General features: G+C 73.6%; 19 protein-coding genes. 7 read left to right on the plus strand and 12 right to left on the minus strand.

Annotated features, from left to right (window positions below):
• Positions 1-8 precede the first annotated feature (8 nt).
• Genes lanKC through fabF form a run of 3 tightly spaced genes read right to left on the minus strand, consistent with a single transcriptional unit; the run spans position 9 to position 4,824 of the window.
• On the minus strand, positions 9-2,684 hold the full coding sequence (lanKC, locus tag IF83_RS0119200) for a class III lanthionine synthetase LanKC (protein ID WP_051722943.1): 2,676 nt from the start codon (positions 2,682-2,684) through the stop codon (positions 9-11).
• Entirely contained in the window at positions 2,681-3,514 is an 834-nt protein-coding gene (locus tag IF83_RS31280; protein ID WP_051722945.1) for a GNAT family N-acetyltransferase, read from the minus strand. The genes lanKC and IF83_RS31280 overlap by 4 nt, the downstream gene beginning before the upstream one ends.
• Entirely contained in the window at positions 3,511-4,824 is a 1,314-nt protein-coding gene (gene fabF, locus IF83_RS0119210) for a beta-ketoacyl-ACP synthase II (protein WP_208605913.1), read from the minus strand. The genes IF83_RS31280 and fabF overlap by 4 nt, the downstream gene beginning before the upstream one ends.
• 186 nt (positions 4,825-5,010) lie before the next feature.
• Between fabF and IF83_RS0119215 the strand changes: the two genes are divergently transcribed.
• Together IF83_RS0119215 and IF83_RS0119220 are read left to right on the plus strand one after the other, a co-directional pair.
• Complete coding sequence (locus IF83_RS0119215; RefSeq protein WP_051722947.1) at positions 5,011-5,991, plus strand: ribonucleotide-diphosphate reductase subunit beta; 981 nt, start codon at positions 5,011-5,013, stop codon at positions 5,989-5,991.
• A 150-nt stretch (positions 5,992-6,141) separates the two neighbouring features.
• Positions 6,142-6,384, plus strand: a complete 243-nt coding sequence (locus tag IF83_RS0119220; protein ID WP_037680528.1) for an acyl carrier protein — start codon at positions 6,142-6,144, stop codon at positions 6,382-6,384.
• A gap of 303 nt (positions 6,385-6,687) precedes the next feature.
• Here the strand turns inward: IF83_RS0119220 and IF83_RS0119230 are convergent, their stop codons facing one another.
• The 4 genes from IF83_RS0119230 to IF83_RS0119250 form a co-directional block, all read right to left on the minus strand.
• Positions 6,688-7,590: a hypothetical protein gene (locus IF83_RS0119230; RefSeq protein WP_030545749.1), complete on the minus strand. Its 903-nt coding sequence runs from the start codon at positions 7,588-7,590 to the stop codon at positions 6,688-6,690.
• Positions 7,591-7,692: 102 nt separating this feature from the next.
• Positions 7,693-9,411 (minus strand): thiamine pyrophosphate-binding protein, encoded by a 1,719-nt coding sequence (locus IF83_RS0119240; protein WP_030545751.1) that lies wholly within the window; start codon positions 9,409-9,411, stop codon positions 7,693-7,695.
• Positions 9,408-10,649 (minus strand): aldehyde dehydrogenase family protein, encoded by a 1,242-nt coding sequence (locus IF83_RS0119245; protein ID WP_051722949.1) that lies wholly within the window; start codon positions 10,647-10,649, stop codon positions 9,408-9,410. The genes IF83_RS0119240 and IF83_RS0119245 overlap by 4 nt, the downstream gene beginning before the upstream one ends.
• A gap of 117 nt (positions 10,650-10,766) precedes the next feature.
• Complete coding sequence (locus tag IF83_RS0119250; RefSeq protein WP_158711068.1) at positions 10,767-11,993, minus strand: MFS transporter; 1,227 nt, start codon at positions 11,991-11,993, stop codon at positions 10,767-10,769.
• 35 nt (positions 11,994-12,028) lie between these two features.
• On the opposite strand from IF83_RS0119250, the gene IF83_RS0119255 reads away from it, so the two are divergent.
• Positions 12,029-13,402 (plus strand): helix-turn-helix domain-containing protein, encoded by a 1,374-nt coding sequence (locus IF83_RS0119255; RefSeq protein WP_078843622.1) that lies wholly within the window; start codon positions 12,029-12,031, stop codon positions 13,400-13,402.
• On the opposite strand, the gene IF83_RS0119260 is transcribed toward IF83_RS0119255, so the two are convergent.
• The gene (locus tag IF83_RS0119260; protein WP_158711069.1) at positions 13,392-14,072 is read right to left on the minus strand and encodes a 4'-phosphopantetheinyl transferase family protein; all 681 of its coding nucleotides are present in this window, start codon (positions 14,070-14,072) and stop codon (positions 13,392-13,394) included. The genes IF83_RS0119255 and IF83_RS0119260 overlap by 11 nt on opposite strands.
• A gap of 207 nt (positions 14,073-14,279) precedes the next feature.
• Here IF83_RS0119260 and IF83_RS33260 point away from each other — a divergent pair, with 207 nt between their 5' ends.
• The 4 genes from IF83_RS33260 (at position 14,280) to IF83_RS0119280 (ending at position 18,614) form a co-directional block, all read left to right on the plus strand.
• Positions 14,280-15,089 (plus strand): response regulator transcription factor, encoded by an 810-nt coding sequence (locus IF83_RS33260; protein ID WP_051722951.1) that lies wholly within the window; start codon positions 14,280-14,282, stop codon positions 15,087-15,089.
• An 83-nt stretch (positions 15,090-15,172) separates the two neighbouring features.
• Complete coding sequence (locus IF83_RS0119270; RefSeq protein ID WP_037680530.1) at positions 15,173-16,405, plus strand: sensor histidine kinase; 1,233 nt, start codon at positions 15,173-15,175, stop codon at positions 16,403-16,405.
• Between the two features lie 4 nt (positions 16,406-16,409).
• Entirely contained in the window at positions 16,410-17,105 is a 696-nt protein-coding gene (locus tag IF83_RS0119275) for a response regulator (protein ID WP_051722954.1), read from the plus strand.
• Positions 17,106-17,351: 246 nt separating this feature from the next.
• Positions 17,352-18,614, plus strand: a complete 1,263-nt coding sequence (locus IF83_RS0119280; protein WP_030545767.1) for a glycoside hydrolase family 18 protein — start codon at positions 17,352-17,354, stop codon at positions 18,612-18,614.
• Between the two features lie 130 nt (positions 18,615-18,744).
• Here the strand turns inward: IF83_RS0119280 and IF83_RS0119285 are convergent, their stop codons facing one another.
• The 4 genes from IF83_RS0119285 to IF83_RS0119300 all read right to left on the minus strand — a co-directional run bounded on the left by IF83_RS0119285 (position 18,745) and on the right by IF83_RS0119300 (position 22,207).
• A complete protein-coding gene (locus IF83_RS0119285) occupies positions 18,745-19,194 on the minus strand; it encodes a DUF2550 domain-containing protein (RefSeq protein ID WP_030545769.1) in 450 nt (149 codons plus the stop codon).
• A 125-nt stretch (positions 19,195-19,319) separates the two neighbouring features.
• Entirely contained in the window at positions 19,320-19,697 is a 378-nt protein-coding gene (locus IF83_RS0119290; RefSeq protein WP_030545771.1) for a F0F1 ATP synthase subunit epsilon, read from the minus strand.
• Between the two features lie 132 nt (positions 19,698-19,829).
• The gene (atpD, locus tag IF83_RS0119295; RefSeq protein ID WP_030545773.1) at positions 19,830-21,284 is read right to left on the minus strand and encodes a F0F1 ATP synthase subunit beta; all 1,455 of its coding nucleotides are present in this window, start codon (positions 21,282-21,284) and stop codon (positions 19,830-19,832) included.
• Between the two features lie 5 nt (positions 21,285-21,289).
• The gene (locus IF83_RS0119300; protein WP_030545774.1) at positions 21,290-22,207 is read right to left on the minus strand and encodes a F0F1 ATP synthase subunit gamma; all 918 of its coding nucleotides are present in this window, start codon (positions 22,205-22,207) and stop codon (positions 21,290-21,292) included.

A 22,207-nucleotide genomic window follows, 5' to 3' on the forward strand; every position in this document is an offset into this window, starting at 1 on the left:
CGGACGGCTCAGGTCCGTCCGGGGTCTGTGGGGCGCGGTGCGCCGTCGGCCGCCGCCGGTCCCGCCAGGAAGGGCAGGAAGTCCGGGCGGCCGTCCAGCGCCGCGCCGAGCGCGAGCAGCACACCGGCGTTACCGGTGGCCAGGTCCATCGACAGCCGGCGCAGCTGCTCACCGGGGAAGGCGATCTGCCCGCGGTAGGACAGGGCGTGCCAGTGGAGCCGGGCCAGATGGCGCTCCACGGCGCGGCCGGTCGCGTCGGCGCCGCTGTCGCCGCTCGCGCCGCTCCCGCCGCCCGCCCGCCGGGCGCGGAGCGCCGCGAGGGTGGCGAGGAGCCCGGCGCGGCCGCTGAAGAGGTGCGGCTCGATGGTGAACTCCGGCTCCGCCGCCCGGACGAGGGCCGGCAGGGCCTCCTCCAGCTCCGCGTCGGCGCGGTGTTCGAGGATCTCGGCCGCGACCAGGGCGATGCCCGCGCTGCCGACGTCCAGGTACGGCAGCAGACGGAAGCCGCCGTCCACCTGGAGGGAGCCGTCCTCGGATGCGCGGCACAGTGCCAGGTCCCGGTGCACGGCCCGCACGGCGAGGCCGAGCCAGGCCGGGTCGCCGGTGTCCTGGTGGAGGCGGAGGAAGAAGAGGGCGGGCCCGGACCAGCCGTGCAGCAGCCCCGCCCGGCTGCCCCGGCCCGGTCCGGCGCTGATGCCGGGGGCCGTGCCGGCGTCGACGGCCCCGGCGAGCCGGGCGGCCACGGCCAGGGCCCCGTCGCGGTGGGCGGCGGTGCCCGTGCGGGCGGCGAAGTGCAGCAGGTTGAGACCGATGCCCGACAGGCCCCGGTAGAGGCTCACCTCGCGGACGGCGCCGGGCGCCTCCCGGCTCCGGTCCAGCAGCCGCAGCGCGTCCTCGGTCCGCCCCAGGGTGTCGAGGACGTGGGCGATGCCGTGCGCGCCGTCGTAGAAGCCGGGGCCCAGGGAGTCGTCCCGGCGGGCTGCCTCCGCGAGCCAGTCCTCGTACTCGGACCAGCGGCCGCCGCCCGTGGTGTGCAGGGCCCAGAGGACGCCCGCGGCTCCGTAGGCGATGTTGAGGCCGTTGGTGTGGAACTGGCGCACGTCGCCGGGGAAGAGCCGGTCCCGGCGCTCGGGGGTGGCGCTGAGCAGGATCGCCTCGGCCATCGACTTGCGCACGGCGGGCCAGTCGGGCGCGTCCCCGTCCAGCCGGACCGGCGAGGGCTCGCGCAGCGCGGCCGGCACCCGGGCCAGGGCGTCCGCCGACGGGGCGAGTTCGCGCCGCACGGCGTCGAGTTCGCCCGGTTCGAGGGGGAAGGCGCGCTCGGCCGCGTCGGCGTAGCGGGCGGCGCGGGCCGGGTCCAGCTCGGAGAGCGCGGTGAGCGGGAAGAGCAGCCAGAGCCGCAGCGCGGCGAGCGCGTGGCGGTCGAGGGCGTAGCCGGTCAGGCCGGAGCCGGAAAAGCCGGGGTTGGCCAGGCCGAGGCGCCGCGCCTCGGCGGCGGGAACGGTCAGTTCGAAGTCGACCAGGGAGACCCGGAGTCCGTCGTCGCTCTCGTCGACCAGGATGTTGCCGGGGTGCAGGTCCCCGAAGACCATGCCGCGTTCGTGGACGGCGGTGACGAGGGCCTCGATCCGCTCGGCGACGGCCCGCGCCCGTTCCACGTGCGCCCGCAGGTCGGCGGCGGTGGGTGCGGCCTTGGTCAGCGGGTAGTGCCGGGCGAGCCAGCCGTGCAGGGTGTCGCCGGGTAAGTGCTCCACGGCGAGGAAGTGGTGCTCCCAGACCCGGTGGTGGCCGTAGAGCTCCGGGATGCCGGGGATGCCGGCCAGGCGCTCCAGGGCGGTGCGTTCGCGCTCCAGCCGCTCCACGGCGTCCCGGCCCCGGCCGTCGAGACCGGCGTGCGGGCGGGCCTCCTTCAGCACGGCCGGCCGGCCGTCGCGGTGCCGGGCGAGGTAGACGCCGCCGCCGTTGGAGAAGTGCAGGGCGCGCTCGACGGTGTACGGGAAGTCGTCCCCCGCGCCGGCCGTCCGCCGCGCCTGAAGGTGCGGGGCGAGGAACGCGGGCGGCTCGACCCAGTCCGGCACGGTGAACACCGGCCGCCGGTCGTCGGGCACCAGCACTCCGTCCGGCCGCTCGACCGCGGGCACCGGGGCGCCGTCCGGGCCGGTGCAGTACCGGCTGACGAAGGCCCCGTACCGCACGTGCAGCGGCCCGTCGCCCCAGCGCAGATCGGTGAGGATGTACGGCCCGGACACCCCGGCCAGCCGCTCGGACAGCTCCTCCAGCGCGTGCCGGAGCTGCTCCTCTCCGTCGGGGTAGAGGGTGACGAGCTTGCCGCTGGCGGAGCGCGGCGCGTACTTGACGCCGTGGGCGGTGACGACGTCGCGGCTGCGCAGGAACTTGAACGGCACACCGCGGCCGGTGCAGTAGTCCCAGGCGGTCTCGATGATCCGCTGGGCGTTGTCGGGACGCCCGGAGATGTGGATCTTCCAGCCCTGGGCGGGCATCCGGTGGCCATCGGGGGTGTGGACCACCCAGACGTCCCGCTCGCCGCGCCGCCAGCCCGCCGGGGCGGGGGCGTCGGTCAGCGGGAAGACGGAGGTGTCGTGCGCGGTGTGGCGGCTGCCGGTGTCGTAGAAGACCGGGTCGGCCTGGCAGTACGCCTCGGGCTGCGGGCGCGTGGTCGTCATCGCAGGGACTCCCCGTTGACGGCCGGAGCGGCGGGGGCCGGGGCGGCGTGGGCGGGCGCGGCGGGGGCCGGGGCGGCACCGGAGACCGCGTCGGAGACGGCGCCGGTGAGCGCGGCCGCGGCCGCGGCGGCACCGGCTGTCCGGGCGGCCGTCCGGGCGGCCGCCTCCGCCTCCGCGTCCTCCAGCAGGATCTTGATGGAGGTCTCGGCCTGCGGCCGGCGCAGGTGGTCGCAGAGCACGGCGAGCGCCTCGGCCTTCGCGGACTCGGGGATGGCGTCGGGCCGGGTGAACCCGGGGGTCCGGCGGGCCTGCTCGTCCAGGGAGTCGTAGTACTCGTGGCGCAGCAGCGACCAGACGGCGGCGTGGTGGTAGCGCCCGTCGAGGTACTGGTACTCGCGCAGGATGCCCTCCAGGACGAAGCCGGCCCGGGTGACCATGCGCAGCACGGACTTGTTGTAGAGGGCGGTGGTGAACTGCATCCGGCGCGCGTTGCAGGCGTGGAAGAGGTGGTCGATCAGCAGGTCGAACGCCTCGGCGCCGAGTCCGCGCTGCCACATCGACGGGTCGCCGATCGCGCCGCCGATGACGTAGTTGCCGGCCGGGCCCTGGCGGCGGTAGTTGACGGTGCCGACGGTCGTGCCGTCGAGCGTGCGGACCGCGAACTGCCGTATCTCGCCGGAGTCGTTGTAGCGCTTGAGGTCCTCGGGGGTGACGAACTCGCCGGTGTCCCCGGTCAGCACGGCGGCCGGGGAGGCCGGTCCGAGCCATTCGGCGATCAGTTCGTAGTCGGCCTCGGTGGGCCTGACCAGGGTGACGCGCCTGCCCTTCATCGCTTCCCTCCCGCGGCCTGTGCGGCCTGTGCGTTCTGTCCGTCCTCCGGGTGGGCGCGGACCACGAGGACCGCGTTGTGCCCGCCGAATCCGAAGGAGTTGCTCACCGCCACGCGCGTCGGCTGCCTCCGCGCGGTGTGCGGTACGTAGTCGAGTTCCGGGTCCAGCGGGTCGTCACAGTTGACGGTCGGCGGGAGGATCCCGGTGCGGACGGCCAGCATCGAGGCGATCAGTTCGACCGCTCCGGCGGCCCCGATCATGTGCCCGGTCATGGACTTGACCGAGCTGATCGGGATGCGGGGGGCGTGCTCGCCGAAGACCCCGCGGATCGCCTCGCTCTCGATCCGGTCGTTGAGCGGGGTGCTGGTGCCGTGGGCGCAGATGTAGTCCACCTCGCCGGGCTCCACCCCCGCGTCGTCGAGGGCGTCCACCAGGGCCTGCTTGACAGCCAGCCCCTCCGGGTGCGGATGGGTGGCGTGGTACGCGTCCGTGGTGGCTCCGTAGCCGGCCAGTTCGGCCAGCACGGCCGCCCCGCGCCGTTCCGCGTGCTCGGCGGACTCCAGGACGACGATGCCGGCGCCGGCCCCCATGACGAAGCCGTCGCGGGCCTTGTCGAAGGGGCGGCTGGCGAGTTGCGGGTGGTCGGCGCGCCGGGAGAGGGCGCCGACGTTGGCGGAGACCGCCAGGTCGAGGGGGTTCACCGCGTCGTCGGAGCCGCCGGCCAGCACTACGTCGGCGTAGCCGTCCCGGATCAGCCGCATGGCGTCGCCGATGCAGACGGCGCCCGTCGCGCAGGCCGCGACCACCGCGCCGGACGGCCCGCGGGCACCGAACCGGTTGGCGATCTCGACCGCGGCGCTGTCCGAGGAGCCGGCCGAGGCGAAGTAGGCGTTCATCCTGCGGCGGCCGCGGTCGCGCAGTTCCAGGACCGCGGTCCGGGTGAAGTGCCCGGCTCCGTACCCGCTGCCGACCAGGACGGCCGTCCGGGGCGCGAGCTCCTCGTCGATCTCCAGCTTGGCCTCGGCCATGGCCTCCTGGGCGGCGGCCAGGGCGAACTGGGCGAAGCGGTCGAGGCGCCGGGCGACCCTGTTGGGCATGTGGGCGCGGGGGTCAAAGCCGGTGACCTCCCCGGCGAAGCGGGTCGGCAGCTCGTCCTCGGGGTACCGGGTGATGACCCGGACGCCGCTGCGGCCGGCGGTGAGGGACTCCCAGAACTCGCCGGTCGTCAGACCGATCGGGGAGACGACTCCGGTACCGGTCACGACGACGCGCCGTCCGGGCGCCTCGCGTCGGAGCGGTGTCACGGTCACGCCTGTCCCCTTCCTCGAATGCCTCGATCGGCCGCCGGCTGCCCGGCACGGCTGAACATTGACACGGCCATCACGCCACTGTCAACAAATGTGACTCCTCATTGACGAAACACAACCGTTCCTGTTCACTGAAGGCCGCACTGCCAGTCATGCGCAGGCGATTCACCATCGAGTCAAGGAGCCGGGATGACCCGCTGGAGCACGCTGCTGCTCGACGAGGCGTCACTCGCCGAGATGCCGGACCTCCCTGTCGACCAGGTGCTGCGGCACGCGGATCTCGTCACCGCCGGACGCCCCAAGCCGCAGGCGCTCTACGAACGCTGGGAGCGGCAGCAGTGGTCGGCGCAGGCCATCGGGCTGGAGCGGGACCGGGAGGCCTTCGAGAAGGAGATCTCCCCCGCCGCCCGGCAGGCCCTCACCGACCAGATCGCCACCTTCATCACGGGCGAGTACACCGGGCTGGACCTCCTCGGACCCATCCTCACCGGAGCCCCGGAGGAGGTGGACCACCTCTACCTCGGCACCCAGATCGCCGACGAGACCCGCCACACCCAGCTGATGCTGCGCTTCGGCGAGGAGCTGCTCGGCCTGGACCCCGACCCCAGGCGGATGCTCGTCCAGGCGTGGAACATGGTCACGCCCTCGCACCGCGAGCTCAGCACCATCGAGGCCGAGGTCGTCAAGGAGCTCCAGGAGCACCCCTCGGACTACCGCCGCTGGCTGCGCGCCGTGACCCTGTTCCACCTCATCACCGAGGGCGTGCTCGCCCTCGTCGGGCAGCGCGCCATCCTCAACCAGCTCCACGGGACGAAGGCGCTGCCCGGAGTCAAGGCCGGCTTCACCGCCATGTGCCGGGACGAGTCACGGCATGTCAGCTTCGGGCTCCACGCGCTCCGCCAGGGGGTGAAGGAGGGCTACGGCGACGACATCCGCGAAATGCTGGAGCTGAGCGCGCCGATCGCCCTCGGCATCGACCACGGCGACCGCCCGGAGGACCGCACCGGCGGTGATCCGACCATGACGGACCTCAGCGTCCACAGCCTGCGCCGCCAGATCCATCTCATCGGCCTGGAGCGGGAGTTCGCCGATCACCTGATCGCGATCTCCTTCCGGGAGCCGGCCGCGGACGGGGACGAAGGCGAAGACGGGACCGCCGGGGCCGCCTGAGCCCCGGGACCGCTGGGGAACCGGCGCGCCGGTTCCTCCTTCCGCCGCCCTCCGCAGGCGCCCCCACTCCCCTCCCCCGTCCCCCTGATCCGCGATCCGCCGATCCGCCGAGGCCCGTAACGGCCGAACTCACCGAAAGAAGGTCATCCCATGACGCGTGAAGAAATCGTCGCCGGTCTCGCCGAGATCCTGAACGAGGTCGCCGACGTCGAGCCCTCCGAGGTCTCCGAGGAGAAGTCCTTCGTGGAGGAACTGGACGTCGACTCCCTCGCCATGGTGGAGATCATCGTGGCCACCGAGGAGCGGTTCGGCGTCAAGCTGCCCGAGGAGGAGCTGCGCGAACTGCGCCTGGTCTCCGACGTGGTGGGCCGCGTCGAGAAGCAGCTCACCTGAGACGGCGGGTGGCGGCCCGGTGGATCGCGTTCCACCGGGCCGCCCCGCCCGTTCCGCCCACTCCGCCGGCCGGCACCGCGCTTCCGCGGGACCGGCCGGCTTCGTCGTGGGTCATCTCCTTCCCGGGCCACGGCCGCGGCGCGGCGTCCGGCACTCCGGCTCCGTACACCGGGTCCGGCGCCCGTACGAACGGCCGCGGGGCCCCGGGGAAGCCACCGGGCTCCCCGGGGCCCCGCCCCGTCCGTCTCCGTCGTTGTGCCCCCGTCCCCGTCCCCGTCCCGTCCCCGTCTCGTCCCGGAAAGGTCAGGAGCCGAGCGCCCTCCGCGGAGTGATCACCTCGGTCGGGAACTCCCGGGCGGTGATCCGGGCGTACATGTTCCGCGGCCCCGGGATCCAGACCTGCTCGCCGCCCGCCGCGCGGATGCCGCGCAGCACCGTGCTCCAGTGCACGGGCGTGGTCCAGCCGTCGAGCAGGTCGCGCCGGATCTCCTCGCCGTCCCGCAGCGTCCGCCCGTCGACGTCGGAGATGACGGGGATCCGGGCGGTCCGCCACTCCACGGTCCCGTACACCTCCCGGTCCAGCCGCTCCCGCAGCCCGGCGACGGCGGAGCAGTGCTCGGCCCGGTTCACCGTGTAGAAGGGGAAGCCGCCCTCCTCCCGCACCCGCTGTTCGAAGCGCTCCAGGGTCCGCAGGGAGGCGGACACCGCGTGCACCGAGGCGTCGAAGGCGACCGACAGTTCCATCCAGTCGCCCCCGGCGCGGAACTCCGCCACCAGCCGCTCCACCGTCTCCTGCGGCAGCCGGTAGAAGAAGTGGCAGCCCAGGGGCTCGTCGAGGGAGCCGAACCAGTCCTGCTCCACCACCACGCTGCGGGACATCAGGCGCAGCGCGTCGGGATAGCTGAGGGTGCCGGCCCAGACGGCCGCCATCACCTCGCCGTAGCTCTGGCCGCCGCACAGCTCCGGGGCGGTGCCGTACCGTTCCTCCGCCCAGTCGGCGAGGGCCAGCGCGAGGGCCATGAAGCCGCACTCGAAGACCTCCCACTCGTAGATGGAGGCGTCGCGGTAGGCCTCGAGCAGCGGGTAGCCGAGGACCTCGTCGGCCTCGGCGAAGCGCCGCTTGGCGTGCTCCTGGGTGGTCACGAAGCGTTCGATGGCGTCGTACCGGGTCGGGGTGAGCCCGGGGAAGAACAGCACCACGGACATGCGTCATCTCTCTTCTCGTGGGTTGGGTCGGCCGTCGCTGCCATCGGCCGCGGGACGCGCGGCGGGGCGCCGGCGCGCGGCGCCCCCGGTCCCGTGCGCGGCTCAGGCGTCCCGGGCGGGGAAGTCGCCCGCGAGCCCCTCGTCCATCCCGGGCGGTACGTCGCCGAGCCGGACCCGCACCTCCAGGACCGCCGGGCGGCCGGACGCGCAGTGCTCCCAGGCCTTCCGCACGGCGCCCGCCAGCTCCCCGGGCCGGTCGGCCCGCGCGTGCCCGAGGCCGAGGGCCGCGGCGAGCTCCTCGTTGCCGGTGGGACGGTCCCGGGTGAAGGCGAAACGGGAGGAGGGACCGGACACCCGGTCGAGGTTGGTCTGGAGCCAGCCGTAGCCGCCGTTGTCCAGGACGACGTAGAGGACGGGCGCCCCCGCGTCGGCGAGGGTGGGCAGTTCGGTGCGGAAGACGTTGAACGCGCCGTCGCCCGTGACGGCCACCACCGGCCGGTCCGGCAGGGCCAGTCGCACGCCGAGGGCCGCGGCGGCGCCGAAGCCCAGCGGGGTCTGTTCGCTGGGCACGACGGAGCCGCCGCGCGCGCCGCAGGACCAGTGCGGGTGGTGGTACGACCACATGTCCTGCAGGCCGTTCTCCTGCACGAGCACGCAGTCCTCCGGTACGGCCTCGCGGAGCGCGGCGAGCACTCCGGCGACCGACGGGGTGCCGGCGGCCGCGGCGGCCCGCTCCGCCTCGGCGGCCAACCGGGCCGCCTCAGACGCCTGTTCGGCACGGGCCCGCTCCACCCGGCCCGTCCAGCCCGCCCGGGACGGCCGGAAGGCGAGCAGCCCGGCCCAGCCCTGGACCGCGCGGAACACATCGCCCAGCACGTGGAGCCCGGGGCGGCCGGTGACCACGTCCTCCTCACCGGCGACGACCTGGATCACCTCCGGGTGCGGTGCCTCCGGCCAGCCGAAGGTCGCGGTCTCCTCCAGCCTGCTGCCGAGGGCGACCACCAGGTCGGTCTCCCGCCACAGCTCCGCGGCGGGCCCGGTGGTGTAGAGGCCGGACACCCCGCAGAACAGGGGGTGCTCCTCGGAGAACACACCGCGCCCGGAGGCGGTGGTGAAGACGCCGGCGCCCATCAGCTCCGCCAGCCGTTCGACGGCGCGGCCCGCGTTGCGGTGCCGGGCCCCGCCGCCGACGAGGAGCAGCGGGCGCTCCGCGGCGGCGATGCGCTCGGCGGCGGCGCGCAGCGCCCCGGCGTCCGGGGCGAGCCGCTGCGGTCCGGCCGGGCGCCAGGGCGCGTACCGCTCCACCGGCTCCCCGGCGATCTGCTCGGGGATCTCGACGTAGACGGGGCCGGGCGTGCCGTTGACGGCGACCGCCGCCGCCTTCTCCAGCGCGGCGGGCAGCCGGTCGGCACGGTCCACGCGGACGGCCCACTTGGTGAACGGGCGGACGGCGGTGAGCTGGTCGAGCTCCTGGAAGGCGCCGGTGCCGAGCCGGTCCAGGCCGGTGCCGCCGGCGAGGAGGATCAGCGGCGCGGCGGCGGAGCGGGCCTCCAGCAGTCCGGTGAGCGCGTGGGTGACGGCCGGGCCCTTGCCGACCGCGCACACTCCGGGGCGGCCGGAGGCGAGGGCGTAACCGGTGGCCATGTAGAGGGCGTTGCGCTGGTCGCGGCAGAGCACGGCGGCGGCCGCGCGGTCCTCCAGGGCGCCGAGCAGGTCCATGTCGTCGCCCGGCAGCCCGAACACCGTGTCGGTGCCGAGGTGTTCGAGGAAGTCGGCGACAGCGGCCCAGACCGTGGGATGGGTGTACGGGGCGGCGCTCACCGGGCGTCCGCCGGGAGGTGGTCGGCGACGGCCTTGGAGATGAGCACCGGCTCGGCGTGGACGTTCTCTCCGTCGCTGATGTAGTTGGCCTGCCGGCCGTAGCCGCCGAAGGGGGCGTTGCCGTCGTCGACGGACAGCAGGGTGGTGTCCACGGTGACCGTGGTGCGCCGGCGCAGCGCCTCCACCAGGGCGGGCGCGGTGCCGTAGACGCTGGCGCCCAGGGCCCGTTCGGTGAAGCTGCCGGTGGTGAGGGTGGCGGCGAGGGCGGACTCCTCGCGGTAGCCGGCCACGTTGAAGACGGGGGCGAAGAACTCGGGGACGTGGGTGCGCGGGGTCACCGGTTCGCCGTTCACCACCACGGGGTCGAAGCGGCGGCTGCGGAAGTCCACGACGCCGCCGTGCACGATGTCCCTCCGGTTGCGGGCGAGGAAGAGCGCCGCCTCCTCCAGGGCCCCCTCGTAGAAGATCGGGCCGTAGTCGGTGGCCGGATCGTCGTACGGGCCGTAGCGCAGCCCCTTCAGGCGGGTGATCAGCTCGTCGAGGAAGCCGGGGAGCAGCTCCTCGTGGACGCAGAAGAGGTCCGGGCCGAGGCAGTCCTGCCCGGCGTTGAGCATCCGGACCTCGACGGCGTCGGCGGCGGCCCGTTCGACGTCCGCGCCGGGGGCCACGACGAAGGGGTTGACCCCGGCGCCGAGGTGAAGGAACAGCTGCCCGGTGGAGAGCTGTTCGCGGATGCGCTCGGCGTTGCGGTAGGCGCCGGTGAAGACGACCACGCTCGCCGGCCGGGCGTGGTCGCGGACGAAGGCGCGCTGGCTGGCGGTGACGAGGTCGACGGGCAGCCGGTGGTGCTCGGCCAGCATCCGGTGCAGCCGGACGACCTGGTCGCGCACCTGGCTCGACGGCCGGAAGACGACGCGGCCGGAGTAGAGCGAGGGCACGAGCAGGTAGAGCACGTAGGAGTAGAGGAGCACGTTGGACGGCATGAAGACCGCCACGCTCCGGACGTGGCCGGGCCGGTAGCGCTCCACCTCGGCCAGCGCGCCGTCGAGGGTGGCGACGGCGGCCTCCAGCTCGTATCCGGCGGCCCGGTGGGTGGAGATCTCGCAGAGCAGGCTCAGTACGCCGCCGGGCTCCCGCGCCAGGAAGTCCCGGACCCTGCGCAGAGCGTCCGCACGCCCGCCGTACGGGACACTCCAGGTCAAGGTGTCGCCGGCGGGCTGAACGGGAGCCGAGGTCATCTGTCCCCCTCACGGTACGAGCTGAAGCTGGTCACCACGAGTGTCAATGCAGAGTCATAATCTGTCAAGAGAAGTCATTGAGTGCCGCGCCGCGTGCGTCCGCAGGTCGCCGGCGCCTCACATCTCCCGCAGGCCCGGCGCCGCCCAGCATCCCGCCACAACTAACAGATAAGCGCCGGAGATCACCAGGACGGTATGGGACAAACCAACGCCGCCCACCAGCGCGACCGCGGCGGTGGCCCCGAGCGGCACAGCGGAGAGCGCGACGGTGTCGATCGCCGCCACCACCCGCCCGTACTGCCCCTGGGGTATCCCGCGTTGCAGCGCGCCGGTGCGCAGCGGCGCGACGGGGGCCGCGACCGCGCCCAGCACGGCCAGCAGGGCCGCGCCGACCGGGAGCGGGGGCAGGGCGGCGAGCCCGGCGATGAGCACCCCGGCGGCGAAGCCGGCCGCCAGGAAGGTCCGGCGGCGGCCCAGCCGGTGCCCCGCCGCCGCGAAGGCCAGCGACCCGGCGGCCGTTCCGAGCCCGAAGGCGGTCAGCAGGACGCCGAGGCTGCCGGCGCTGCCCAGGTGCTGGTAGGCGTAGGTGACGAGGACGACCCCGGCGAGCCCGCTGTCCAGGCCGTTGAAGGCGGTGGACGAGGCCGTCAGGGTGCGCAGCAGCCGGTGCCGCCGCAACGTCCGCAGCCCCGCCCGGAGTTCGGCCGCGTACCCGCCCGCCGGCTTCCCCGGCGCGGGGGCGGCGGAGCGGGCGGGGGCGGGCACCCCGGCGGTGATCACCAACGCGGCGAGGGCGCACACGCCCGCGTTGATCAGCAGCACGCCCGCCGTGCTCAACAGGGCCACCCCCAGGCCGCCGAGCGCCGGTCCGCAGAGCTGGCTGACCTGGCGCACCGCCGTGAGCAGCCCGTTGGCCCGTTCCAGCGGCATCCGGGCGGCGGTCGCCAGCGCGGGCACCAGCCCGGTCACGGCCGTGACCCCGGGGATGTCCAGCAGGCTCGCGAACAGCACCAGCGCGACGAGAACGGTGAAGTCCAGCCGCCCCAGGGCGTGCAGCAGCGGGATCGCGGCGGCGGCCGTACCGCCGAAGAGATAGGACACGACGGTGGTGGCCTTGAACCCCCACCGGTCGATGAGCGGGCCCGCCGCGAAACCGGCCACACCGGCGCCGACGGACGCGACGGCGACCACGATTCCGGTCCGGGCGACGCTCCCCGTGGTCTGCAGCACGAACCACGGGACGGCCACGATCATCATGGCCTCGCCCACGGAGGCGATCGCCACCGCCGTCAGCAGGGCGGTCAACCCCGCCCGTCGTCGCGGCGCGCCGTCTCCGTTGGACACAAGTCGTGACTTTAGCATGACTGGCTATGACTGAAATGAAAAGGCCAGGTCCGGACGGGACCGGTACACTGCCTTGTCATAGTTCGTTACTTCCCCGGCGTCCACACAACCTTTGGCGAGCGATTAACTTGACGGTCGAGCAACCGGAATTCGGGCGGCAGGTCCGCGAGATCCGCCGCGCGCAGGGCTTGTCACAGACGGACCTCGCCGGTGACAACATGTCACCCAGCTATATCTCCCTCGTCGAGAGCGGCCGCCGGGCCCCCAGCGTCAAACTGGCCCGGGTCATCGCCGAGCGTCTGGGCGTCCCGCTCCAGCAGCTCGTCGCGCCCCAGCCCCGCGAGGAGCGGCGCACGCACCGCCTCGGTCTCGTCGGCCGGCTCGTCGCCGCCCGCTCCTCACAGCTCTCGGGCGACTGGGAGGCGGCGCACGACCAGCTCCGCGACGTCATCGAGCGCGCCGGCGACTCCGAGGCGGACGAGGTGCTCTGGGAGGCCCGCTGGGACCTGGCCACCACCCTCGGCCACCTCGGCCGGCAGCGGGAACGCGAGGAAACCCTCCGCGGGCTGCTGGACGACCCGCTCACCGAGGCCTCCCCGCTGCTGCTCACCCGGGTCTCCGTGGAGACCGCCCAGGCGCTGCGGCTGGCGGGCAAGCTCTCCGAGAGCGTGCGCGTCGCCGAGGAGGCCGTCCGGTCGGCGGAGTCCCTCGGCGCCGACCCGGCCGAGACCGTCCGCGCCCGGGTCGCCCTGCTGTCGGCCTGCGCGGAGAGCGGCGACTGGCACCGGTCCGCCGGTCTCGCCGAGGAACTGCGCGACGCCGTGTCCGCCCTGCCCGACGGCCAGGTGAAGGCCGTCGCCCTGTGGGCCTGCGCCGGTGCCCGGTACGCGGCCGGCGACACCCCCGGGGCCGTCAAACTGCTGGACAGGGCCGCGGAGTTGCTTTCCGCCGCCGCCGATCTCCAGCTCAGCGCCCGGCTGTCCGTGGCCGGGGCCCTGATGCGCCTCTCCGCCGGGGAGGCCGACGCCGCGGAGAGCCTGCTGGAGCAGGCCCGGCAGACCGCGTCGCTGCTCGGGTCCGCCGCCCTGCGGACCCGGCTCGCCGCGGCCTCCGTCGCGCTGTCCCTCCACCGCGGCGACACCGCCGGAGCGCTGGAGCAGGCACGCGAGGCGGAGGCCGGCCTCGACGGAACGGCCCCGCTGGACGAGGCCCGGTGCACCGTGGCGCTCGCCAGGGCGCACCGGGCCGCCGGCGCCGCGGAGGAGGCCGACGCCCGCTACCGCGACGCCGCCGCCCGCTACGAGCGGACCGGCGCCTACCGCTTCGCGGTGGAAGTCTGGCGGGAGCTCAGCGAGCCCGTGCCGCCCGGCCGCACCGGCTTCGACCCGCACGCGCTCGTCATGCCGTGACCGGCGGTCTGTCGCCCACCTGCCACACGAACACCCGCCGCATCTCCGAGGAGGTCGCCACCGAGGCCGCCAGCCCGGGTTCGGCGGGTACGTCGTAGACGTAGGCGACGGGCGGGCCCGCGGACTCGCCGCCGCCGGAATCCGGCGGCAGCAGCACCCGGCCCTCGCGGTGCTGGATCAGCGCGTCCACCTCGCCCGCCAGGGCCAGCCGTCCGTGGCCCGACAGCCGCAGGGAGGCCTCCTTGCGGGTCCACAACTGGGCCAGCCGGCGGGAGCGTTCCTCCTCCGGGGCCTCGTCCACGAACAGCCGTTCCGAGCGGTTGAACGGCAGAAACGCTTCCTCTTCGAGGAGGCTCGGCACGCCGTGCCCGCTCACCGCCACGGACGAGCCGCCGGCCAGCGCGACGAACTGCCGCCGCTCGTCCGGGCACACGGCGATGTCCACCGATGAGCCCTCCAGCTCCGGCCGCCCGTAGGCGTCGCGCCGCAGCGGTACCTCCCGCTCCGGCAGGTCCAGCAGCTGGCCGAGAAAGGCCCGCAGTGCGGACCACCGGCCCCTCGCCCCGGCGGCACGGCGGTCCAGCCGCACCGAGAAGACGTGTAACTCGCGGTCCGCGAACGGCTGGTGGCGGTCGACCACCGGAACCGGACCCGCGTCTCTTCCATGCATCGCATCCCCCTAGATGGCACGGAGTACGGAGCGCCCGGAAACGGGTAGCCGGGCCCTCCCCCGGAATCCCGCGGCCTCACCGGTCATGTGAGTGCCCGCCGGGATCGGGTAGAACTCAAGCCAATCCTGACAGCGGACTCCGCTCGCTAATCTCCTACCTCAGAAGGATTCGACACCCCCCATTCGGCGGGGTCCGGAAGGGGGACCGTGATCCGCGTCGCACTCCTCGGCACGGCCGGCGGGCGGGCCGCTCTGCGCGCCGCCCTGACCGCCCCGGACATCACGGTCGTCGGACCGCCGCGGATCCCCCGGCCGGACCGGACCGCCGGACCCGCGGCGGCGGAGGCGGAGGCGGAGGCGGACGGAGGCTTAGCGGACGCGGACGCGGACGCGGGCTCAGCGGACCCGGGCGGGAAAGACGCGGCCCCGGCCGCGGCCCCGGCGGACGCCGACCTCGTGCTGCTGGCCGCCACGCCGGACGGCCCGCCCCCGCTCGCCGCCGTCCGGACCCTGCGCTCGCTGCCGGCACCGCCGCCGGTGGTCGTCCTGACCTCCGCGCCCGGCACCGAGTACGTCGCCGGCTGCCTCGCCGCGGGCGCCGCGGGCGTACTGGACGAACAGGCCGACGGGCCCGTCCTGCTCTCCTGCTTACGCATCCTGGCGTCCGGGGGACACGTCTTCCCGTCCCCCGCCGCCCACGTGCCCGCCGCCCGGGCGGCACTCCACCGGCCTCCCCCGGACGTGGCCGGGGAGCATCCGGGGCTCACCCGGCTGACCCTGCGGGAGCGGGAGGTGCTCCGCCTCCTGTCCGCCGGGCTCACCAACCCCGCGATCTCCGCACGGCTCGGCATCACGCCCGCCACCGTCAAGGAGCACGTCAGCTCCACCCTGCGCAAACTGGGCGTCAGCAGCAGGACGAGCGCCGCGGTGCTCGCCTACCGGGCCGGCTGGACCGACGGCGGCCCCCCGGAACCGCCCCCTCCGCCCGCCGTCCCACCGTTGCCGGCGCCGCCCTGAGGCGGCCCCGCCGGACCCCTACATCCTTGGATGTACGTCCGGCAGCCGACGCCCGCCCCCAACTCCCGTGCTGTGATGGGTCCATGCCGTCCGCCGTCCCCCTCCCGCCCCGCGACGATGGCCTGATTGCCGCAGGCGGTCTTCTCGGCGGCCTGGTGCTGTGGTATTTCGACATCTACACCACGGTCCCGCGCAGCGCCGACCTCGGCACCCTGCCGCTGGCGCCGCTCGCCGTGATGTGCGTCGCCGTGCTGCTGCGCCGCACCGGACAGCCGTGGGCCCTGCTGATCGGGGTCGGCGCGCTCGTCGCCGACCAGATCATCGGCTCCCTGCTGGCGACGGTCCTGATGTTCACCGACGTCGTCTACGCGAGTGTGCTCTACGGGCGCCCCGGCATGGCCCGCCATGTGATGTCCCTGAGCACCGTGGCCACGGTCGGCGTGACCTTCTGGGCCCTGGCCGCCCATCCGGAACCGGAGTCGCTGCTCGTCGGCGTGGTCTGCGCGCTGATCACCATCGCCCCGGCCTGGAGCGGCCTCACCATCCGCGAACACCGGGAGGCCGCCAGGGAGGAGCGGATGCGCGCCGAACAGACGGCGCTGCTCTCCGAGATGGACCGGCGCGAGGCAGTGGCCACCGAACGCGGCCGAATGGCGCGGGAGTTGCATGATCTGGTGGCCAACCACCTCTCCGCGATCGCCATCCACTCCACCGCCGCGCTGTCCCTGGGGGACCCCAAGGCCGCGCAGGAGGCGCTCCGGGTCATCCGCGAGAACAGTGTGCAGGGCCTGGCCGAGATGCGCGGACTGATCGGCCTGCTGCGCGCCGGCGAGGGCGAGGACGCGGAGCTGCTCGCCGCCCCCCGACTCGACGGTCTCGACGCGCTGCTGGAGCAGACCCGCGCGAACGGCTCCGGCAGCGGTCTGGAGTTCGTCCTGGAGGACACCCGCACCCCCGGGCTGCGGCTGCCGGCGCCGGTCGAGATGGCGGCGTACCGGATCGTCCAGGAGTCGCTGACGAACACGCTCAAGCACGCCTCGCCCGGCACCGTGACCGTGGCGCTGGCGCACGAGGACGGCGGGCCGCTGACGGTCGAGGTCCGCAGCCCCTGGGACACCGGCGGCCGGCCCCGCGCGCCGGGCGCCGGGGCGGGCCTGGTGGGCATGGAGGAGCGGGTGGCCCTGCTGGGCGGCACGTTCGAGGCCGGGCCGGTCACCGTGCCCGCGGGCACCGCCGAGCGCGCCGGGCCGGTGCCCGGCCGGCCGCAGACATGGCAGGTGCGGGCGGAACTGCCCGCCGACGTGAAGGGACCCTGAAGCCGTGACGACGGAGACCGCGACGACGGAGCCGGCCGGGCCGCCCGTCCGGGTGCTGGTGGCCGAGGACCAGTCCGCCGTCCGGGGAGGGCTGGTCCTCATCCTGCGCTCCTCCCCCGGCATCGAGGTGGCCGGCGAGGCCGCGGACGGGGAGGAGGCCGTGCGGCTGGCCCGGGAACTCCGCCCGGACGTGGTCCTGATGGACGTCCAGATGCCGAGGCTGGACGGGGTCTCGGCGACGCGGATGATCACCGCCGAGGGGCTGGCGGACGTCCTCGTCCTGACCACCTTCGATCTCGACGAGTACGTCTTCGGAGCCCTGCGCGCCGGCGCGGCCGGCTTCCTGCTGAAGGACAGCGAGGCGGCGGAACTGGTGACGGCGGTACGGACCGTGGCCCGCGGCGACGGGCTGATCGCCCCCGCCGTGACCCGCCGGCTGATCGCCGAGTTCGCCTGCCCCGGCCGGGAGCACCGGGCCGGCGCGCAGGATCCCGAGGTGCTGCGGGCCCTGACCCCGCGCGAGCGGGAGGTGCTGGGCTGTCTCGGCGAGGGCCTGTCCAACGCCGACATCGCCCGCCGGCTGCGGATGGCGGAGGCCACGGTGAAGACCCATGTGAGCCGGCTGCTGGGCAAGCTGGAACTCCGCTCCCGCGTCCAAGCCGCCGTACTGGCCCGCGAGTTGGGCGTCCAAGGGCCCTGACGCCCGGGGAGGGCGCTCGCGGAGCGGCAGCGGCGGGACAGCCGGCACACGGCCGGCACACCATCACGGAGGCGATTGGTCCAGACCTATTGACCAGAGGTACAGACCTTTCTACTCTCCTCAGCAATGCGAAGGCCACGCCTTCACGCCCCGTGCGGGCGGAGGAGCGTGCCGTCGGGCGGCCGCAGGTTCCACCCCCTACGGATCGACCGAGGAGCAGCCTTGCGCTCAGGAACCTCCCCCCTCATACCCGCCCTCTCGCGCTTACCCCGCCGGGCCGCCGCGGCCCTCATCGCCCTCCTGCTCTCCCTCACCGCCCTCGCCCCCACCGCCCAGGCCGCCCCGGACCCCGGCCCGGACGCCGCTCCGGCCGCCGCCACCGGCCCCGCCGCAGCGGACCCCGTCATCAAGCTGGGCTACTTCACCAACTGGGCGGGCTACGGCCGGAACCACCACCTCAAAGACCTCGTCACCTCCGGGACCGCCGCGAAGCTGACCCACATCAACTACGCCTTCGGCAACGTCACCGGCGGCCGCTGCGCCATCGGTGACTCCTACGCCGACCACGACCGCGCGTACACCGCCGAGCAGAGCGTCGACGGCAGCGCCGACACCTGGGACCAGCCGCTGCGCGGCAACTTCAACCAGCTCCGCAAGCTCAAGGAGCGCTACCCGCACCTCAAGGTGCTGTGGTCGTTCGGCGGCTGGACCTGGTCCGGCGGCTTCACCGAGGCGGCCGCCGACCCGGAGGGCTTCGCCCGCTCCTGCCGCGCGCTCATCGAGGACCCGCGCTGGGCCGGCGTCTTCGACGGCATCGACCTGGACTGGGAGTACCCCAACGCCTGCGGGCTGCGGTGCGACAGCAGCGGACCGCAGGCCTTCGCGACCATGATGCGGGCCATGCGCGCCGAGTTCGGGGAGGACCTGGTCACCGCCGCCATCACCGCCGACGCCTCCGAGGGCGGCAAGCTCGACGCCACCGACTACGCCGCCGCCGCGCGGTACACCGACTGGTACAACGTGATGACGTACGACTTCTTCGGCGCCTGGGACGCCGACGGCCCCACCGCCCCGCACTCCCCGCTCACCGCCTACGAGGGCATCCCGACAGCGGGCCAGTACGCCGACGCCGCCGTCCGCAAACTCGCGGACCAGGGCGTCCCCGCGCGCAAACTGCTCCTCGGCATCGGCTTCTACGGCCGCGGCTGGACAGGCGTCGCGCAGAGCGCGCCGGGCGGCGCCGCGAGCGGCCCGGCGCCGGCCACGTACGAGTCCGGCATCGAGGACTACAAGGTTCTGAAGACGGCGTGCCCGGTCACCGGCACCGTCGCGGGCACCGCCTACGCGCACTGCGGTACGCAGTGGTGGAGCTACGACACCCCGGAGACCATCGCCGGGAAGATGGCCTACGCCAGGGAACGGGGTCTCGGCGGGGCGTTCTTCTGGGAGACCAGCGGTGACACCGCCGACGGCGAGCTGATCGGCGCCATCGACCGCGGCCTGCGGTAGGGGCGCCGCCCGGGGCCGGGACGCCCCGCACCGGCGACCGGGGAGACGGTGCCGCCCGCCGTCTCCCCGGTTCTCCCGCACGCAACGGGTCCCCGGACTCTGCGTCCGGGGACCCGTTGTCTCAGGCCACTCAGGCCACGTTCACTCTCTGCCCCGGTGGGGCCGCTTCGAGCCAGGCGAGGAAGCCGGTCAGGGCGTCCTCGCTCATCGCCAGTTCCAGGCGGACGCCGCGGTGCGAGCAGGCGAGGACGACGGAGTCGGAGAGCAGGGCCAGCTCCTCCTCGCCCTGGGGGGTGCGGCGCGCCAGCACCTCGATCGCGGAGCGCTCCAGGACCCGGCGCGGCCGGGGCGCGTAGGAGAACACCCGGAACCATTCGATCCGGTCACCGCTGTAGCGGGCGACTCCGTAGATCCAGCCCTTGCCGCTGGGCTCGGGCTCCCCCTCGGGCACGTCCCAGCGCAGGCTGCAGTCGAAGGTGCCGCCGGACCGCTGGAGCAGTCTGCGCCGCAGTCCGAAGACGAAGAGCCCCAACAGCACCAGCGCGACGACCGTGCCGCTCAGCACAAGAGCGAGGACCATCTCCACCGACCTCCTCGCCTCACGTACCCGACCAGTATGACGTCATGTACCGCAACAGCCGCGGACTGCCCCGGAGGTTCCCGGAGCGGTCCGCGGCTGTGCTCATCGTGCGTGTCGTGACCGTCTCAGCGCTTGCTGGCGGCCGCGACGAGCCGGATCTCCGCGCGCCGCTCGGCGGCGGCGTCGGCTTCCGACTTGGCTCGTTCCAGGGCCCGCTCGGCCCGGGCGATGTCGATCTCCTCGGCCAGCTCGGCGATCTCCGCGAGCAGCGACAGCTTGTTGTCGGCGAAGGAGATGAAACCGCCGTGGACGGCGGCGAGCACCGTACCGCCGTCGGTCGTACGGATGGTCACCGGGCCGGTCTCCAGCACACCGAGCAGCGGCTGGTGGCCGGGCATGACGCCGATGTCACCCGATGTGGTGCGTGCGACGACCAGGGTGGCCTCGCCGGACCAGACACTGCGGTCCGCGGCGACCAGCTCGACGTGCAGCTCAGCAGCCAACGTGGCTCCTCGGGTCTCCACCTGCCGTGACAGGTGTCCAGAAAGTCTGGGGGTGGGGATGTCCGGGCTTCACAGAATAACCGGCGTGGATCCGGGGGCGGGACGGGCCCGCCCCCGGACGCCGGACCGGGGTCAGGAGACGCCCAGCTCCTTGGCCTTGGCCTTCAGGTCGTCGAGGCCACCGCACATGAAGAACGCCTGCTCGGGGAAGTGGTCGTACTCGCCGTCGGCGATCGCGTTGAACGCGGCGATCGACTCGTCCAGCGGCACGTCCGATCCGTCGAGACCGGTGAACTGCTTCGCCGCGTGGGTGTTCTGCGACAGGAAGCGCTCGATACGGCGGGCGCGGTGGACGACCAGCTTGTCCTCCTCGCCGAGCTCGTCGATACCGAGAATGGCGATGATGTCCTGGAGGTCCTTGTACTTCTGCAGGATCCCCTTGACGCGGGAGGCGCAGTCGTAGTGGTCCTGCGAGATGTAGCGCGGGTCCAGGATGCGGGACGTCGAGTCCAGCGGGTCCACCGCCGGGTAGATGCCCTTCTCCGAGATCGGCCGGGAGAGGACCGTCGTCGCGTCGAGGTGCGCGAAGGTCGTCGCCGGGGCCGGGTCGGTCAGGTCGTCCGCGGGCACGTAGATCGCCTGCATCGAGGTGATCGAGTGGCCGCGGGTCGAGGTGATGCGCTCCTGGAGGAGACCCATCTCGTCCGCGAGGTTCGGCTGGTAGCCCACCGCGGAGGGCATCCGGCCGAGCAGCGTGGAGACCTCGGAACCGGCCTGGGTGAAGCGGAAGATGTTGTCGATGAAGAACAGCACGTCCTGCTTCTGCACATCGCGGAAGTACTCCGCCATGGTCAGACCGGCCAGAGCGACCCGGAGACGGGTGCCCGGGGGCTCGTCCATCTGGCCGAAGACGAGGGCGGTCTGCGGGAGCACGCCGGACTCGGCCATCTCCTCGATCAGGTCGTTGCCCTCACGGGTGCGCTCACCGACACCGGCGAACACGGAAACGCCCTCGTGCAGCTTCGCCACACGCATGATCATTTCCTGGATGAGCACGGTCTTGCCGACGCCGGCGCCGCCGAACAGACCGATCTTGCCGCCCTTGACGTACGGGGTCAGCAGGTCGACGACCTTCAGGCCGGTCTCGAACATCTCGGTCTTGGACTCGAGCTGGTCGAAGGCGGGGGCCTGGCGGTGGATCGGCCAGCGCTCGGTGACCTCGGACTCGGCCTCCGGCTCGTTCAGGATCTCGCCGAGGGTGTTGAACACCCGGCCCTTGGTGACGTCGCCGACCGGGACGGTGATGCCCTTGCCGGTGTCGGTCACGGGGGCCCGGCGGACGAGACCGTCGGTGGGCTGCATGGAGATGGCCCGGATCAGGCCCTCACCCAGGTGCTGGGCGACCTCGAGGGTCAGCGTCTTGAGGGCGCCGTCCTCGGCCGGGTCCGCGACCTGGACGGTCAGGGCGTTGTAGATCTCCGGCATCGCGTCGACGGGGAACTCCACGTCGACGACCGGGCCGATGACCCGTGCGACGCGGCCGGCGGCCACGCCGACCGGAGCGGTCGGCTCAACAGTGGTGGTCATAGTTGTCAGTCACTCCCCGCGTTCGCGTCGGCCAGGGCGCCAGCGCCACCGACGATCTCGCTGATTTCCTGGGTGATGTCGGCCTGGCGGGCCGCGTTGGCAAGCCGCGTCAGCGACTTGATGAGCTCTTCGGCGTTGTCGGTGGCCGACTTCATCGCGCGGCGGCGGGCGGCGTGCTCGGAGGCGGCCGACTGCAGCAGGGCGTTGAAGATGCGGCTCTCGACGTACCGCGGCAGCAGGGCGTCGAGGACCTCCTCGGCGGACGGCTCGAAGTCGAACAGCGGAAGGATCTCCGCCTTCGTCCCCTGCTCCGCCGCGCCCGCCTCGGCGAGGCTGAGCGGCAGGAGCCGCTTCTCGACCGGCGACTGCGTCATCATCGACACGAACTCCGTGAAGACGATGTGCAGTTCGTCCACCCCGCCCTCGGCGGTGTCCTGGACGGCCGCCTCGATCAGCGGGGCCGCGACGGCCTTGGCGTCCGCGTACGACGGGCTGTCGGTGAAGCCGGTCCACGAGTCCGCGAGCTTCCGCTCCCGGAACGTGTAGTAGGCCACGCCCTTACGGCCGACGACGTACTGGACGACCTCCTTGCCCTCCGCGACGAGCTTCTCCCGGAGCGCCTCCGCCGCCTTGATGGCGTTGGAGGAGTAGCCGCCGGCCAGTCCGCGGTCGCTCGTGACGAGCAGGACCGCGGCCCGGACGGGACGCTCGGTCTCGGTGGTCAGCGGGTGCTGGGTGTTGGAGCCGGTGGCCACGGCGGCCACCGCGCGGGTGAGCTCCCGCGCGTACGGCGAAGAGGCGTCCACCTGGCGCTGGGCCTTGATGATGCGCGAGGCCGCGATCATCTCCATCGCCTTGGTGATCTTCTTCGTCGCGGTGACCGACTTGATGCGGCGCTTGTAGACCCGGATCTGGGCGCCCAT

The sequence above is a fragment of the Streptomyces albus subsp. albus genome (assembly GCF_000719865.1).
Lineage (GTDB): Bacteria > Actinomycetota > Actinomycetes > Streptomycetales > Streptomycetaceae > Streptomyces > Streptomyces albus_E.